This is a genomic window from Actimicrobium antarcticum, from assembly GCF_039536745.1.
GTDB lineage: Bacteria > Pseudomonadota > Gammaproteobacteria > Burkholderiales > Burkholderiaceae_D > Actimicrobium > Actimicrobium antarcticum.
In genome coordinates this window covers 46,976-61,297 of record NZ_BAAAZE010000011.1, presented here as the reverse complement: position 1 = coordinate 61,297, position 14,322 = coordinate 46,976, and the positions used below count along the sequence as shown (strand labels likewise).

Here is a 14,322-nt window from a genome sequence, read left to right as displayed (position 1 = left end):
TATAAACACTGCTACCCATGTTGTACCAGTATCACACTTTACTTCTTCCAGATTGCGTTTGTTGCGGTGGCCAAACTAACGGCAGCCACAGCGAACCTCCCAGTTAAGCCTGATGACCATAGCGCGTCGGTACCACCCCTTCCCATCCCGAACAGGACCGTGAAACGACGTTGCGCCGATGATAGTGCGTCAACACGTGTGAAAGTAGGTCATCGTCAGGCTCAGTTATATGTAAGTCACAAGACGGTCCATCAAGAAATTGGTGGGCCGTTTTGCATTGGTAACGAATTAATTTGCAATAAGCAGGCAATCGAGCGCTTGTCGCAATATTTTTACAGATTATGTTTTTTGAGGTGTCCAAGGTAATGGATATCGCCTGAAACGGACCGGTCAAGCCTGATGACCATAGCGCGTCGGTACCACCCTTTCCCATCCCGAACAGGACCGTGAAACGACGTTGCGCCGATGATAGTGCGTCAACACGTGTGAAAGTAGGTCATCGTCAGGCTCAGTAACAAGCAGAACACAAAGGGCCCTTCGAAAGAAGGGCCCTTTGTGTTTCAAAGTCAGAAAACAGGGTGAATTGAAAAGCAGGACAGTGCCTACAGTTAATACACGGCTCATTGACAGGTGCTGGCACTTTCCCGCAATGTAATCAAGCTGTCAGGGTTAGTTCTATTTTTTGAAATTTCGTCTGAACAGCCCCTAACAAGGGCTCCTTTCTTTGAAATGATGGCAAATGAAACACCGTTCCCAGGTGGCCTGATAATTTCAATTTTCCAACACTGGCTATCCGCAAATCTGGTGAGACCAGATGAGATCAAGTCCTGCATGCAGGGCTTGACCAATAAGCACTGAACAAAAGGAATCCAGCTTGAGCACAATCTCCCTTTCCCTACTCGCCTTCGTCCCTCTGGTATTGGCAGCCGTCTTGCTAGTCGGATTCAGCTGGCCTGCCAAGCGCGCCATGCCGCTCATATTTCTGGTGGCAGCGCTCATCGCACTTACCGCATGGGGTATGTCCTTCAACCGCGTTCTCGCTTCCAGCCTCCAAGGATTGATCCTTACCGGGTCGATACTCTGGATCATCTTCGGTGCAATTTTGCTGCTAAACACGTTGAAGCACTCTGGCGCAATCACCGCAATACGTGGCGGCTTTGCCAATATCAGCCCGGACCGACGCGTTCAGGTAATTATCGTTGCGTGGTTGTTCGGATGCTTTATCGAGGGCGCATCAGGCTTCGGCACGCCCGCTGCGGTAGCCGCTCCGTTGCTTATGGCACTAGGCTTTCCCGCCTTGGGTGCGGTTATGCTTGGGATGATGGTGCAATCAACGCCGGTATCATTCGGTGCCGTTGGCACTCCTATTGTGGTCGGGGTCTCTGGAGGCCTTGATAAAATCGGCATCACTGAGCAACTCATCGCAAACGGCTCGGACTGGAATATTTTCTACCGCCTGATCACCTCCGAAGTCGCTATCACCCATGCCATCATCGGCATCCTGATGCCGCTGTTCATGTGCGTGATGCTCACGCGTTATTTTGGTCGGAACAAATCTTGGCTTGAAGGAATGGCGATCGCGCCTTTTGCGATTTTTGCAGGGTTGGCGTTCGTCCTTCCGTATGCCGCTGCGGGGATATTCCTCGGTCCGGAATTTCCATCGATGATCGGTGCGCTGGTCGGCCTGATCATTGTGGTTCCGGCTGCCAAGGCGGGATTCCTGATTCCCAAGAAGACCTGGGATTTCGCCGAGCCAAAGGATTGGCCGGTATCTTGGATGGGTAGTATAGAAATCAAACTGGACCGCCTGTCGAATACGGTACCGATGTCGATCGGCCTGGCCTGGTTTCCATATGTGCTGTTGGCAGGGTTACTGGTGCTATCGCGCGTGAACGCCGATGTCAAAGCATTCTTCACAACCCATCTGGTACTTGGCTGGAACAATATCCTAGGCGAAGTCGGCATCTCCGGCGACATCCAGTTCCTCTATCTGCCGGGTGGAATCATGGTCCTGGTCGTGCTGGCGACATTCCTGTTGCAACGGATGAAGGTCGGTCAAATGACGGCTGCCATCTCCGAATCTTCCAGGACCCTGCTGGGTGCCGGTTTCGTGCTGATATTCACGATTCCGATGGTCCGTATCCTGATCAACTCCGGTGTCAACCTGGCGAACTTGCCATCGATGCCACGAGCCATGGCGGAGCTGGTTGCCAGCAGTGTCGGCAGTGTGTATCCGTTCTTTGCACCATCGATCGGTGCGTTGGGTGCCTTCATCGCCGGCTCCAATACGGTATCGAACCTGATGATGGCACAGTTCCAGTTCGACACTGCTCACCTGATCGGCGTATCTGGCGCGATGTTGGTGGCCTCGCAGGCAGTTGGTGCAGCGGCCGGCAATATGATCGCTATTCACAATGTCGTGGCCGCTTCGGCGACGGTCGGCATGCTGGGACGCGAAGGTCAGGTTATCCGCATGACCATCATTCCGACAATTTACTACCTGGTGATGACAGGGTTGATCACGGTCATCGCGGTGTATGTGATCGGTATCAGTGATCCGTTAATGGCTTTGGCCGTCGTCCGGCCGTGATCATGAAATCCCGATCAATTCCGCAGCGGAAAACATGATGTCTTTCTCTGCACGATGTTGTCTGCCTGTGTTTTTCGCGCTGTTGGCCGCGCAGGCGGCTGCTGCCGACCCTGCGCCGGTTTATGGTCCTGAGCTGCAGGGATTTACTTATCCGTTCCCGGTCCATCGTTACCAATTCACTTCGCAAGGCGAAGCGTTGCAAATGGCGTACATGGACGTCGCGCCGCAAGGTCCGCCAAATGGCAAGACCGCACTGCTGCTGCACGGAAAAAACTTCTGCGCTGCGACTTGGGAAGCGACCATCAAGGCATTCAGCACGGCAGGCTATCGGGTCGTTGCGCCGGACCAGATCGGCTTTTGTGCTTCGACCAAGCCCGCGCATTACCAGTACACATTCCAGCAACTGGCATCCAATAATGCCGCGTTGCTGAAGCAACTGGGTGTGGAGCGGGCCGTCGTGATCGGCCACTCCACCGGTGGCATGCTGGCGACCCGCTTTGCCCTGATGTTTCCACAAACGGTGGAGCAACTGGTCATGGTGAATCCAATCGGGCTGGAAGACTGGAAGGCGCTCGGCGTCCCGTACCGGACGGTCGACCAGTGGTATGCGCGCGAGCTGAAAATTACCGCGGCATCGATAGAAAGCTATGAAAAAGCAACCTACTATAACCATCGCTGGAAGCCCGAGTACAGCCGCTGGGTCGACATGCTGGCGGGTTTGAACCGTGGCTCGGGGCAGCAACTGGTCGCCTGGAATTCGGCGCTGATCTACGACATGATTTTTTCGCAGCCAGTCATCTACGAGTTTCAGTTACTGACCATGCCGACGCTGTTGATGATCGGCGATGCAGACACCACGGCTATCGGCAGTGACATTGCGCCCGCCGACGTCAAGGCGCGGCTCGGCAACTACAAGGTACTTGGAAAGACCGTGATCCGGCAGATACCGCAGGGACGCCTGATCGAATTCCCGGGGCTGGGTCATGCGCCACAAATGGAAGACCCGGAGCAGTTTCACAAGACGTTGCTCGGGGCGCTGCGCGATTAGGTGCGCAGTTTTGCGTTGGCTTTCCAGCCGCCGTAGCGCCGCCGGCATCACAGACAGAATCGCACTTTAAAATCCCAGGCAGATCTTGCCGAAGTGCGCCGCTGGCCTGATCGCGGAATGCATCGGCGATCTCGGTCAGACCGAAATGACGATCGAAAACCGGATGGAATCCATTCGCATCGATGGCACGGACCATATCCATTTGCTGTTGCCGGTTGCCGTCGATCAAGCCTTGCAGGCGAACGTGTTTGAGCATCAATGACGCGGTCGGCACACCGCCAGCGGGTGTTGCATCGGTACCAGTTCAGAGGGTGCGCTACGACAACCGCTGGCCGCGATCCGAGTGCCGGTGGCGCCAGCTCCCTGGCCTGCGGCCGGGCAGCGGCGATATCGCCGCGGCACGGTGTCGCCAGCGGTCGCAAGTGTTTTATCTCCTCGTGCAGTCGTTCGGCGGGTTGCTCCTGCGTCGTGCCGTGCCGTACAGACGGACGTTGGCCACCTGCGCCAGCCAGTGTGCAACGGCGATGTTCGCGTGAGGACGTCGAGCTGCTGTGCGATTTGCGCTAGGCGACTGTCCAGCGGCACAGAAAACGGCCGGCGCAGGCTCGCATGAACGCACGCCATTAACGCTATCCGCCCTGATAGCCATGTTCGACAATCTCCCGATACAGCACCGTGGCCGGAATCCAGTCCGGTTGCGCGGCGTTCTGCCGCTCACGCAGGTACGTTTCATGGCTGCTTAGCTTGGTCTGGCGCTTGACCTTGCCCTCGTATTTCGGCACGGTTTCCAACGCCAGGTGACGCCGCACCGTATTGACCGCGCAACCGACCTCGGCAGCAATCTTGCGCAAGCTCAGTCCGTGTTTGTTCAAGCATTGAACTTCCACATACACTTCGTTTGGTTTCAAGGCAGCTCATAAAAGCCACCATCGCCACCATCATCTCCAATCAAATCGGTGTATCAGATTTCAATCGCTGCAATTTATGTCCGATTACATCGGCTGCTGACATCCGTTAGCATTCCAGCCGTCGGAACAGCTAAAACCCGGAAAGAATTTTTAATGGACATATTCGAACGCATTCTGGGCATTATCCTCCCGGTCTTTTTCATCATCGCCATCGGTTATGCCTACGGCCGCTTGCGTGGTCCTGCAGTAAGATCGGATATAACTGCTGTCAACACGGTCAGCATGGACCTGCTGTCGCCCCTGCTCGTCTTCACTGCCTTGGCTGCTCGAGATTTTGATCTCGCCCACAATGCCAGCCTGATTTTGGGAGGCGCGATCATCTCACTTGGTTCGGGTCTGCTGGCATGGCCGGTTGCCCGTTTCTTTCGTTATGACCCACGCAGCTTCCTGCCGCCGATGATGTACAACAATTGCGGCAACATGGGGCTGCCACTAGCGGTGCTGGCATTTGGTTCTGCCGGACTGTCTGCTGCGGTGGCGATGTTCATGGCGTGTAACGTGATTTATTTCACGATCGGAATCAAGATCATCGAATCGGGGCGCGGCAATCGGACAGTTACGCACTGGGCGTTTTTGAAAAATCCGATGATCCTCGCCATGGTGATCGGAATACTGTTTGCACTGACACATATTCCCATTCCGGATGTTCTGTTCCAGAGCATGAAAATGCTGGGTGATGCCAGCATCCCCATCATGCTTTTTGCGCTGGGTGTGCGAATGCTCGATATCAGCTTTAAGAGCTGGCATATCGGTCTGGTTGGCGCCATCGTTTGTCCGATTACCGGACTATTTGTCGCCTGGGGTCTCGATCAGGTGCTCAACCTGACACCACCACAGCGCGGTCAGTTGTTCCTGTTTGCCTCGTTGCCTCCCGCTGTATTCTGCTTCATGGTGGCAGAACGCTATCAGCAGGAACCAGACAAAGTGGCATCCATCGTGATGCTGGGGAATCTGGCATCACTGGCGTTTGTGCCGCTGGGCTTGTGGATGGGCTTGCGCTGACTACTCAATTGCGGACTTTGCCAACTGCGTCACCACGAAATCGACAAATGTTCGTACCTTGGCAGACAGATGTTTGCGACTTGGATAGATGGCATAAATTCCTAATTCGCGAGAAACAACTTCCTGCAGAACTTGCACTAGACGCCCAGCGCGCAAGTCTTCCGCGACGATGAACAACGGCTGGAAAATCAGACCGGCTCCGCTCAGGGCGGCAAGACGCAGCATGTCCCCGTTATCAGCCTTGATCGGACCGTTGCAGCGGATCGCCACGGTCTGTCCTTGCTCCTCGAATCGCCATTCATCGCCGCTGTTGGTCAGCGAGTAACCGAGGCAGGCATGACCAGCAAGGTCGCTCGGACTCTGCGGCGTGCCATGCAGCTTCAGGTACGACGGTGACGCGCAAACGAGACTGCGTTCTACACCCAGCTTGCGCGCAATCAATCCCGATTCAGGTAATGTTCCGATGCGAATCGCCAAATCGAAACCGTCTTCAACCAGATCGATTGTCCGATCGCTCAGCGAAATATTCAGCTTCACCTGTGGGTAAAGTCGCACATATTCCGCAATGACTGACCCCATACGATGCAGCCCATATGCCAGCGGCATCGTGATTTTCAGGGAGCCACGTGGGGTGGTAGCCATATTCCCGGCAATCTGTTCGGCCTCGTGGATATCCGCAATGATTTGTACGCTGCGCTCATAGAACACGGCACCGGATTCTGTAACGCTCGATCGCCTGGTAGTGCGGTTCAACAAGCGCGTGCCGAGATGATCCTCGAGATTCAGAACATGCTTCGATGCCATCGCTCGCGAGATATCCAGTCGGTTAGCTGCTCCCGCAAAGCTACCTGCGTCGACAACCGCGACAAACATTTTGATACTGGCTAATAGGTCCATACATTTCATTGTCAATAAATGTGAGTCAATCTAACAAATGAGACCAGCTTTATCAATCAGGAATAGTTGAATATAGTGAGGCCAGCTCGGTGACACTTCGTCGCTAAGCAACGGCAACGCGAGTCCGTCAGTGTGGTTTGCGTTCACCACCTTATTTTCAAGGAGACGCTTTGAGCAGATTGCCGACGTTATTCATTTCGCATGGCTCGCCGATGCTGGCAGTGACAGATAGCCCTGCCCGAAAGTTCTTGCAAGCATTGGGCCAGTCACTGCCACGTCCGCGCGCGATCCTCATGGCGTCCGCTCATTGGGAAACCATGGGTTCCCCGGCCGTCAGTTTGTCCCTTAACCCAGAGACGATCCATGACTTTGGCGGTTTTCCTGCCGAGTTGTTTGCTATCGAGTATCCGGCGCCGGGCTCGCCGGAGGTTGCCGGGCAGACGGCGGTATTGCTGGAGCAGGCTGGTTATACCGTCAGTCGCAGTCCCGATCGCGGGCTGGATCATGGAGCCTGGGTACCAATGCGACTGATGTATCCCGAAGCGGACATACCTGTCTTCCAGCTATCCGTGTTACGTGGCGCCACGCCAACTGATCATGAGCGTCTTGGTAGCGCGCTGACAGCGCTGCGTGACGCTGGTGTGCTGATCATTGGATCAGGCTCAATGACGCATAACCTGGTTGAGTTCCGTGGTCAGGGTATCGATGCACAAGTACCTTCCTGGGTAAGCGATTTCGATGGCTGGATGCTAGACATGTTGCGTCAAAATGCGCGTGGTGCATTGCGCGATTACCGTCGGCAGGCCCCTTTCGCTGAACGCAATCATCCAACGGAGGAGCATTTGCTGCCGCTTTTCGTAGCGATGGGCGCGGCTGGTAGTGATGCAGTTGCCGATCGTGTCCATACCAGCTACCAGTACGGCATCCTGGCGATGGATATTTATGCCTTTGCATGAGCAGTGCACCATCTCCCCAGATTCGTATCAGCAGGCAGACACCCTGACAGCCGACTTTCGCCACAGTGGAACCACGGCTGTCAGAGTCGGCATGACGGCGCCTCGTAAAGTGGCTGGCATCAGGCTGCCGACGGGAGAATTTTCTCGAAAAATTTGTTGATACTTCGAGAGATAGAGGTGCAGATTCAGCCGTGTGCGTGCGTGGTGCACTGACCTCATAGGCAGAAACAGGGGGGGCACACGGCACGTAGCTTCGGCCTGCAGCTGGATTACTGCTATTCAGATGCAGAACACGTGCTGAACGAGGCGAAGAAAAAATGATTTTGTGGTTCGATCTTTGAGTCGTCAACCGCAAAAAATGCGTAAAGAGTTCAATGAATTGATACGTCGCACCAGCTACTCGACAACTTAACGTCACTACACCACCTTGGAGAATTTTATGCATACCATCACCACGAACACGTCCAATGACGTCGGCAAACTTGTTTTACGCACCGCACTTGCCGTCTTCCTGCTCTTCCACGGAGTCTCGAAATTGATTGGCGGTGTCGGCTTTGTCGCCGGATTGCTGACCAGGTTTGGTTTGCCCGAATCGCTCGGCTATCTGGTGTACGTCGGAGAAGTCGTGGCGCCATTGCTGATCCTGTTCGGTATCTGGACCAGGGCCGCCGCATCGATCGTTGTGATCAACATGATCGTGGCCCTGCTTCTTGTGCATACATCACAATTTTTTACGCTGTCACAGACGGGCGGCTGGGCGCTTGAGCTGCAGGGCTTGTACCTGTTCAGCGCGATTGTTGTCGCATTGCAGGGAGCTGGTCGCTACAGCCTGGGTGGTGTGACAGGACGATGGAATTAATTTAACCTCCTCCGCGGCCCGATTCGGGTAAGGGATTCCTATGGCGGTCCTCTACTGTCCTGACTAACTTTCCTGCCGACTGTTTTTTGATGTCACAACCCGCGCATGCTTTGGAGGTATCGCGGGTTTTTTTCGCCTATCGAAACGTTTGCTTACGACTTTGTCTTCAACTTTTGACTTGAATTTTAATCAATGTTCGCTAGCGTACGGAGTGGTGCGAGCTTCCAGAGCATTCTCTGTCCAGGCCGAAACGGGTGAAATTCATCGAACATATCAATTTGCGAACTATTGATTACTACGTGACCCCCCAAGACGTGCCCGCATCTTGACCGCAGAGCCGCCATCAGGCTAACGCCCGGCACGAAGCGACTAATAAAACGAGTTTTTGGTACACCGATGAACGTTTGTTGTTTTTTTATATTGAGAGGTATTCCATGAAATATTCCATTTTGCTGTTAGCCCTGATTGGTTCCGTTGCATTGACAGCATGTGAGCGCCCAGCATCGCCTGTCGTTGTGCCCGTCCCAGTAGCAGTACCTGGCCCTGCCGGCGCAACTGGTGCAACCGGATCCGTCGGTTCTACGGGCTCCACCGGAGCTACGGGTGCAGGCGAAACAGGTGCCACCGGTGCTACGGGCGCCACAGGAGCGACCGGCTACGACGGTAACAAGGGTTCTACCGGCGCAACTGGTGCCACAGGTGCCACAGGTGCAACAGGCGATGCTGGCAAGACCGGTGACACGGTCATTGTCGTACCTAAATAAAGTTTGAGAGGAAATATGCATCAATTGATCGATGCATTTTTTTTCGAAACGATTTGTACCATGCAGCAAGTAAAAAGCGCCCCGAAGGGCGTTTTTTTTCGATGGTACTGAAGTCATCGTCAAGCAAGCAGTACTTTAAAAATTATCCGACCAGGAGTTAGCAAAAATGAATTTGATCATTAGCCTCATCGTTTATCTTATTGTCTTCGGTCTCATCTGGTGGCTCGTCGGCATGCTGCCACTGCCATCACCTGTAGGTCAGATCGTGCGCGTTCTGTTCATCATCCTGTTGATCCTGATGGTGCTATCAGTCGTGGGGATTCTGCCAGGTGGATATTTTCCACAGATCAGGTTTTAGGGGACGGCTACCAGGCCATGCTTCACAGTCAAGCCTGGCCATCGCGCCAGGCTTTTTCATACCAAACCAACTTCCCGTAATTCTCTCTTCACATAGGCATACAGTACCGGCGCGGCGATGATGCCGGGGATGCCAAATACGGCCTCCATCATCAGGATCGCAACCAGCAGTTCCCAGGAGCGCGCGTCGATGTGACGACCAATGATTTTCGCATTCAGGAAATATTCGAATTTGTGGATCAGGATCATGAACACCAGCGAGCCGATCGCAGTATGCAATGAGTGGGCAAGGCCGATGACAACCAGTAGCGTATTTGAGATCAGATTGCCGACGACTGGCAACAAGCCTGCAAAGAAGGTGAGCGCGATCAGGCTTTTCGAGAGCGGTAACTGAATCCCCAGCAACGGCAGAATGAACAGCAAATAAATGCTGATCAGGATAGCGTTGATTGCTGCGATACGGACCTGGGCGAAGACGATGCATCTGAATGCATCACCCAGGTTACGCACCCGTTCACGCAACGCAGACGCCAATGGTTTGTAGGTTTGGGGCGTGCTGTCGTACAGGGCAGCCATTGCACCGATGATCATGCCGACCAGAATGTGCGCAAGAGTCCGGCCGGCTTCCTGTCCAATAAGTTTCGCTTCCAGCGCATGCGTACGTAGCCATCCGGTGATCATCATGCGTAGTGCGTCTGCACTTTCGGGCAAATAATCACTCAACCATTGGGGAATCTGATCCCGGGATTTTTCAATCAGGTCCGCCATTTTTTGCAGAAGCACCGGCAGGCTGCCCGCATCACTTTTGAAGAAAGTGATGGAGCCCCAGGTGATCAGGCAGAGCATCAGAACAGTAAGCATACCTATCCCTGAGACAGCGACCATCCGTGCCCGCGTGTTGCTGATTCTTTTGCCCAGCAAAGGCGTCATCAGGTGCACCAGAGAGTAGACCAGCAATCCCGAAAACAGAGCGGCCAAAAGTCCCTTGAGCAAGATGATCAGTAAGACCACTACGGAAATAACGTAGGACGAAATAGTGATGAGGTTCTGTTTGTTCAAATCACGCATGGAATGCCGATGAAATTAAAGGTGTGAATTTAACGCATAACGACAGCTCTGCGCCGTTTAGCAGCGTTAGAGGTAGTGCTCGGAAGGAGGCGAGGCTACTGCAATGTGACAGGCGATTTAGCCGGGATTCATGGAATTCCTGGTAACCAGACTGACCACTGCCCAGCATTCTTGATAATACAAAAAAATGCGCTTTCCGCCTGCACGTTGGCGATTGCACGGTAGGCAACCCCCAATGTGCTCTTTTCCCACAGCGTAGCGCTTGGGTGTGCCTGTTGATATTTTTAACAGCCACAAAGACCTATCCGCATCGGATTCGCCTCGGGTTCCGGCAGCGACACTGAGATGCTTGCGTAATGGTAGTCGCTTGTTTTTTCTAATGGAAACATTTCTAGCTCTGGGCAAAATCATGGTGTCGAGACCTCCCGCAGAGGGACTCAACAATTAGATGAAAGCAGTTGTGGATTTTCTATTTTTATCCGCTATAATCGAACCATCGTTGAGATTCGAGCTTGTAGCACAGTATCAGTCTGTTCTTCCTGTCTTGGTTGAAACGATCTAACGGGCATCAGCCCAACTTAACTGAAATAGGAATTGTAATGGCAACTGGCATCGTAAAATGGTTCAATGATTCGAAGGGTTTTGGCTTTATCACACCTGACGAAGGCGGCGAAGACTTGTTCGCTCACTTCTCGGCTATCCAGTCGAGCGGTTTCAAATCTCTGCAAGAAAACCAACGCGTTTCCTTCGAAGTTACTGCTGGCCCTAAAGGCAAGCAAGCTTCGAACATTCAGCCTATCTAATAGCCTGAATCAAGCGCATTGAAAAACCTCGGTTCGCCGGGGTTTTTTTTCGTCTCGATTTTAGTTGTCCACGCTCGGTGAAATCCATGTTGCAGTATGGGTGGATAGACAACTTGAGTGAGAGATGACCATTTTTCTTCTTGACTACATGGCAATCAACCAGGTCGATGAAAGGGATTTGTGATTGCTGATTTCTGTGCTCGGGTTAGTCGGCGCACCACAAACCATCCAAAATCAAAAAATTAACGTGGCGAAACACTTAAGTTGTACATGTGGCGTAAAACACTTTTGATGTTCCGTACACCTTCAGTTCTTGGTCTTAAACAAAGCTCACAATCCATCCCTGAATCGACACTAAGCGTTTTCTCAAAGATCTATTGCGAGAATTTACTTGAAAGAAATTCATCTCATTGTGAAAAATGTTCGTGTCGATGTTGTTGATCAGCCCGATTGTTTTTCAAAGCATACGTAGAGGAACCTTGCGAAAGCGGCATGAAGGCTAGACTTTTCGCCGAGGATTGTGCTTGTTTACCAATTTAAGCCCGTTGAATCAACGGTACTGAGTAGTTTTACTTAAGTATTGTATGGTGCGTCGCAACACGAGGTTTATGTTGCCCGTGCAGGAAGTGGCTCATACAATCCGACAGCGGACACACTACGTACAAAAAGCTTGCCTAAATCGTTTCGCATTTAATAAACATAGAGGATGACATGACATACAAAATCAAAGCACTGGTAGCTTCTGCGATCCTGACCTGGTCAGTTGCAGGTATCGCGGCTGAGCCGATCAAGATCGGTGTATCTGGTCCCTTCACCGGCGGTTCTGCACCGATGGGCGTTTCCATGCGTGACGGCGTCAAGCTTGCCGTTACTGAAATTAACGCCAAGGGCGGATTGCTGGGACGTCAGATCCAACTGATCGAGCGTGACGAAGAAGCCAAAAACGAGCGCGGTGTTCAGGTTGCCCAAGAGCTGATCAACAAAGAAAAAGTGGTCGCTACCGTCGGTTTTATTAACACCGGTGTCGCATTGGCATCCCAGCGCTTCTACCAGGAAGCCAAAATCCCAGTGATGAACAACGTAGCCACCGGTACAATCATCACAAAGCAGTTCGCTGACCAACCTGAAAATTACATCTTCCGCACTTCAGCCAATGACGCGATCCAATCTGCGATGATTGTTGAAGAAGCGGTCACCAAACACAAATTTACCAAGCTTGCCATTCTTGCTGACTCGACCAACTACGGCCAACTCGGACGCGAAGACCTGGAGAAAGCGCTAGACAAGAAAGGCCTGAAAGCTGTCGCGATTGAAAAGTACAACATCAAGGACGTCGATATGACGGCCCAACTGTTGAAGGCCAAGCAAGCTGGTGCCCAGGCTGTTTTGACCTACGGTATCGGACCTGAGCTGGCACAGATCGCCAACGGTATGGAAAAACTTGGCTGGAAGGTGCCGCTCATCGGTAGTTGGACATTGTCAATGGCGAACTTTATCGATAACGCTGGCAAGAACGGTGACGGTACCTTGATGCCGCAAACATTCATTCAAGATGCGACAACGCCAAAGCGCAAAGCTTTCATCGATGGCTACGTCAAAACTTACAGCCCGCCAGGTGGCCGTATTCCGTCGCCAGTGTCCGCTGCGCAAGGGTATGACTCGATCTACATTCTGGCTGCCGCAATCAAGCAAGCTGGAACTACAGATGGTCCGAAAGTGCGTGAAGCGCTGGAAAATCTGAATGAAAAAGTCGATGGCGTGGTGACTTCCTACAGCAAGCCGTACACCAAAGACGATCATGAAGCCATCAAAATGGGTATCCCTGTTTTTGGCGAAGTCAAAGGTGGCCGTGTAATGCTGGCCAAATAAGACCAGCCGACGTCATGTCGTGAAAACGGTGTGATCGCGTTGTTCGCAATTGCTGGCACCGCGTAAGCGGGGCCAGCATCGAGAGCCTATCCCGATTTATTTGAACGACTTCATCCTGTTCGATGTGTTGAGTAGTGTCGTACTCACAACTGTGTGAATATGGGATCCGGAGTCCTTTATCTCAATCGGGATAGGCTTTCGTAATAATTGAAATCCGCTGCAAACGTAGCCATTTCACAGGTGGAAATTATGGAAATCCTGCTTCAACTTGTATTGAGCGGTGTCGCGCTAGGCATGATCTACGCGGTGATCGCTTTCGGTTATCAATTGACGTTCGCCACTTCGGGAACACTGAATTTCGGACAGGGTGAGGCGCTGATGCTCGGTGCGCTGGTCGGCCTGAGCCTGGTTGGCAACGTTCATGGTGGTCCCTATCTCAACTACTGGCTGATGATCCCGGTAGTGATCGTTTTCGGCGCGATGCAAGGTGTGTTTGTCGAGTGGATCGGTGTGCGCCCGGCGATCAAGATCAAGTCGGAATTTGGCTGGATCATGTCAACCATCGCTCTCGCCATTATTTTTAAAAACGTCGCCGAAAATATCTGGGGTAAGGACGACCTTACTTTCCCAACGCCATTGACTGCGACCCCATTCCAGGTAATGGGCGCCAATGTGCAACCTATGCAGGTCGTCGTCGTGCTTGGTGCGCTGGCGATGATGCTGGCCGTCGAGGTATTCAATCGCAAATCGATCTATGGCAAAGCAGTTGTCGCTACCTCCAATGACCGTGATGCAGCCGGCCTGATGGGGATTAATACAGCGCGCGTAATTACCTTTTCTTACGCGCTATCCTCAGCCACGGCCGCGCTGGCAGGCGTGCTGATTGCACCGTTGACCTTGACCGGTTCGACGATGGGTACGGCGCTCGGTTTGAAGGCATTCGCAGTTGCCATTATTGGTGGCCTGACCTCCGGCATGGGAGTAATCGTCGGTGGTTTGATTCTCGGTATTGCCGAGACCACGACCGGTTTCTATATTTCGACTGGCTACAAAGAAGTTCCGGGTTTGGTGTTGTTGTTGCTCGTACTAGCAATCAAGCCAGCAGGACTGTTCGGTAAAGCAGCGATCAAGAAAGTATGAC

At 52.8% G+C, this 14,322-nt stretch carries 12 protein-coding genes, 2 rRNA genes and 1 pseudogene; 12 read left to right on the top strand and 3 right to left on the bottom strand.

From position 1 onward, the window contains the following. Positions 1 to 108 precede the first annotated feature (108 nt). From rrf (ABD720_RS14350) to ABD720_RS19355, 5 genes are all read left to right on the top strand, one after another. A 5S ribosomal RNA gene (rrf, locus tag ABD720_RS14350) occupies positions 109 to 221 on the top strand. A gap of 174 nt (positions 222 to 395) precedes the next feature. Beyond that, a 5S ribosomal RNA gene (gene rrf, locus ABD720_RS14345) occupies positions 396 to 508 on the top strand. Positions 509 to 874: 366 nt separating this feature from the next. Continuing rightward, on the top strand, positions 875 to 2,590 hold the full coding sequence (locus tag ABD720_RS14340) for an L-lactate permease (protein ID WP_344764074.1): 1,716 nt from the start codon (positions 875 to 877) through the stop codon (positions 2,588 to 2,590). Between the two features lie 37 nt (positions 2,591 to 2,627). Then, a complete protein-coding gene (locus ABD720_RS14335; RefSeq protein ID WP_344764073.1) occupies positions 2,628 to 3,638 on the top strand; it encodes an alpha/beta fold hydrolase in 1,011 nt (336 codons plus the stop codon). An 85-nt stretch (positions 3,639 to 3,723) separates the two neighbouring features. Further along, a complete protein-coding gene (locus tag ABD720_RS19355) occupies positions 3,724 to 3,900 on the top strand; it encodes a hypothetical protein (RefSeq protein ID WP_425547980.1) in 177 nt (58 codons plus the stop codon). Between the two features lie 370 nt (positions 3,901 to 4,270). Here the strand turns inward: ABD720_RS19355 and ABD720_RS19350 are convergent. Further along, positions 4,271 to 4,546: pseudogene (locus ABD720_RS19350) on the bottom strand (IS21 family transposase); the annotation flags it as partial. A gap of 153 nt (positions 4,547 to 4,699) precedes the next feature. On the opposite strand from ABD720_RS19350, the gene ABD720_RS14320 reads away from it, so the two are divergent. Beyond that, positions 4,700 to 5,608 carry an AEC family transporter gene (locus tag ABD720_RS14320; protein WP_344764072.1) on the top strand — a complete coding sequence of 303 codons (909 nt, stop codon included), beginning with the start codon at positions 4,700 to 4,702 and terminating at the stop codon, positions 5,606 to 5,608. Here ABD720_RS14320 and ABD720_RS14315 read toward each other — a convergent pair whose 3' ends face one another. After that, positions 5,609 to 6,505 carry a LysR family transcriptional regulator gene (locus ABD720_RS14315; protein ID WP_344764070.1) on the bottom strand — a complete coding sequence of 299 codons (897 nt, stop codon included), beginning with the start codon at positions 6,503 to 6,505 and terminating at the stop codon, positions 5,609 to 5,611. Positions 6,506 to 6,675: 170 nt separating this feature from the next. On the opposite strand from ABD720_RS14315, the gene ABD720_RS14310 reads away from it, so the two are divergent. From ABD720_RS14310 to ABD720_RS14300, 3 genes are all read left to right on the top strand, one after another. Next, on the top strand, positions 6,676 to 7,461 hold the full coding sequence (locus ABD720_RS14310; RefSeq protein ID WP_344764068.1) for a dioxygenase family protein: 786 nt from the start codon (positions 6,676 to 6,678) through the stop codon (positions 7,459 to 7,461). A gap of 439 nt (positions 7,462 to 7,900) precedes the next feature. Further along, on the top strand, positions 7,901 to 8,320 hold the full coding sequence (locus ABD720_RS14305) for a DoxX family protein (protein WP_344764067.1): 420 nt from the start codon (positions 7,901 to 7,903) through the stop codon (positions 8,318 to 8,320). A gap of 930 nt (positions 8,321 to 9,250) precedes the next feature. Further along, positions 9,251 to 9,442 (top strand): Thivi_2564 family membrane protein, encoded by a 192-nt coding sequence (locus ABD720_RS14300; RefSeq protein WP_344764065.1) that lies wholly within the window; start codon positions 9,251 to 9,253, stop codon positions 9,440 to 9,442. A 56-nt stretch (positions 9,443 to 9,498) separates the two neighbouring features. Here the strand turns inward: ABD720_RS14300 and ABD720_RS14295 are convergent, their stop codons facing one another. Continuing rightward, positions 9,499 to 10,509 carry an AI-2E family transporter gene (locus tag ABD720_RS14295; RefSeq protein WP_344764063.1) on the bottom strand — a complete coding sequence of 337 codons (1,011 nt, stop codon included), beginning with the start codon at positions 10,507 to 10,509 and terminating at the stop codon, positions 9,499 to 9,501. A gap of 599 nt (positions 10,510 to 11,108) precedes the next feature. Here ABD720_RS14295 and ABD720_RS14290 point away from each other — a divergent pair. The 3 genes from ABD720_RS14290 to ABD720_RS14280 all read left to right on the top strand — a co-directional run bounded on the left by ABD720_RS14290 (position 11,109) and on the right by ABD720_RS14280 (position 14,321). After that, entirely contained in the window at positions 11,109 to 11,312 is a 204-nt protein-coding gene (locus ABD720_RS14290; RefSeq protein ID WP_009665193.1) for a cold-shock protein, read from the top strand. A gap of 711 nt (positions 11,313 to 12,023) precedes the next feature. After that, the gene (locus ABD720_RS14285) at positions 12,024 to 13,181 is read left to right on the top strand and encodes an ABC transporter substrate-binding protein (RefSeq protein WP_344764061.1); all 1,158 of its coding nucleotides are present in this window, start codon (positions 12,024 to 12,026) and stop codon (positions 13,179 to 13,181) included. A gap of 249 nt (positions 13,182 to 13,430) precedes the next feature. Next, on the top strand, positions 13,431 to 14,321 hold the full coding sequence (locus tag ABD720_RS14280; protein WP_344764059.1) for a branched-chain amino acid ABC transporter permease: 891 nt from the start codon (positions 13,431 to 13,433) through the stop codon (positions 14,319 to 14,321). Position 14,322: the final 1 nt, after the last annotated feature.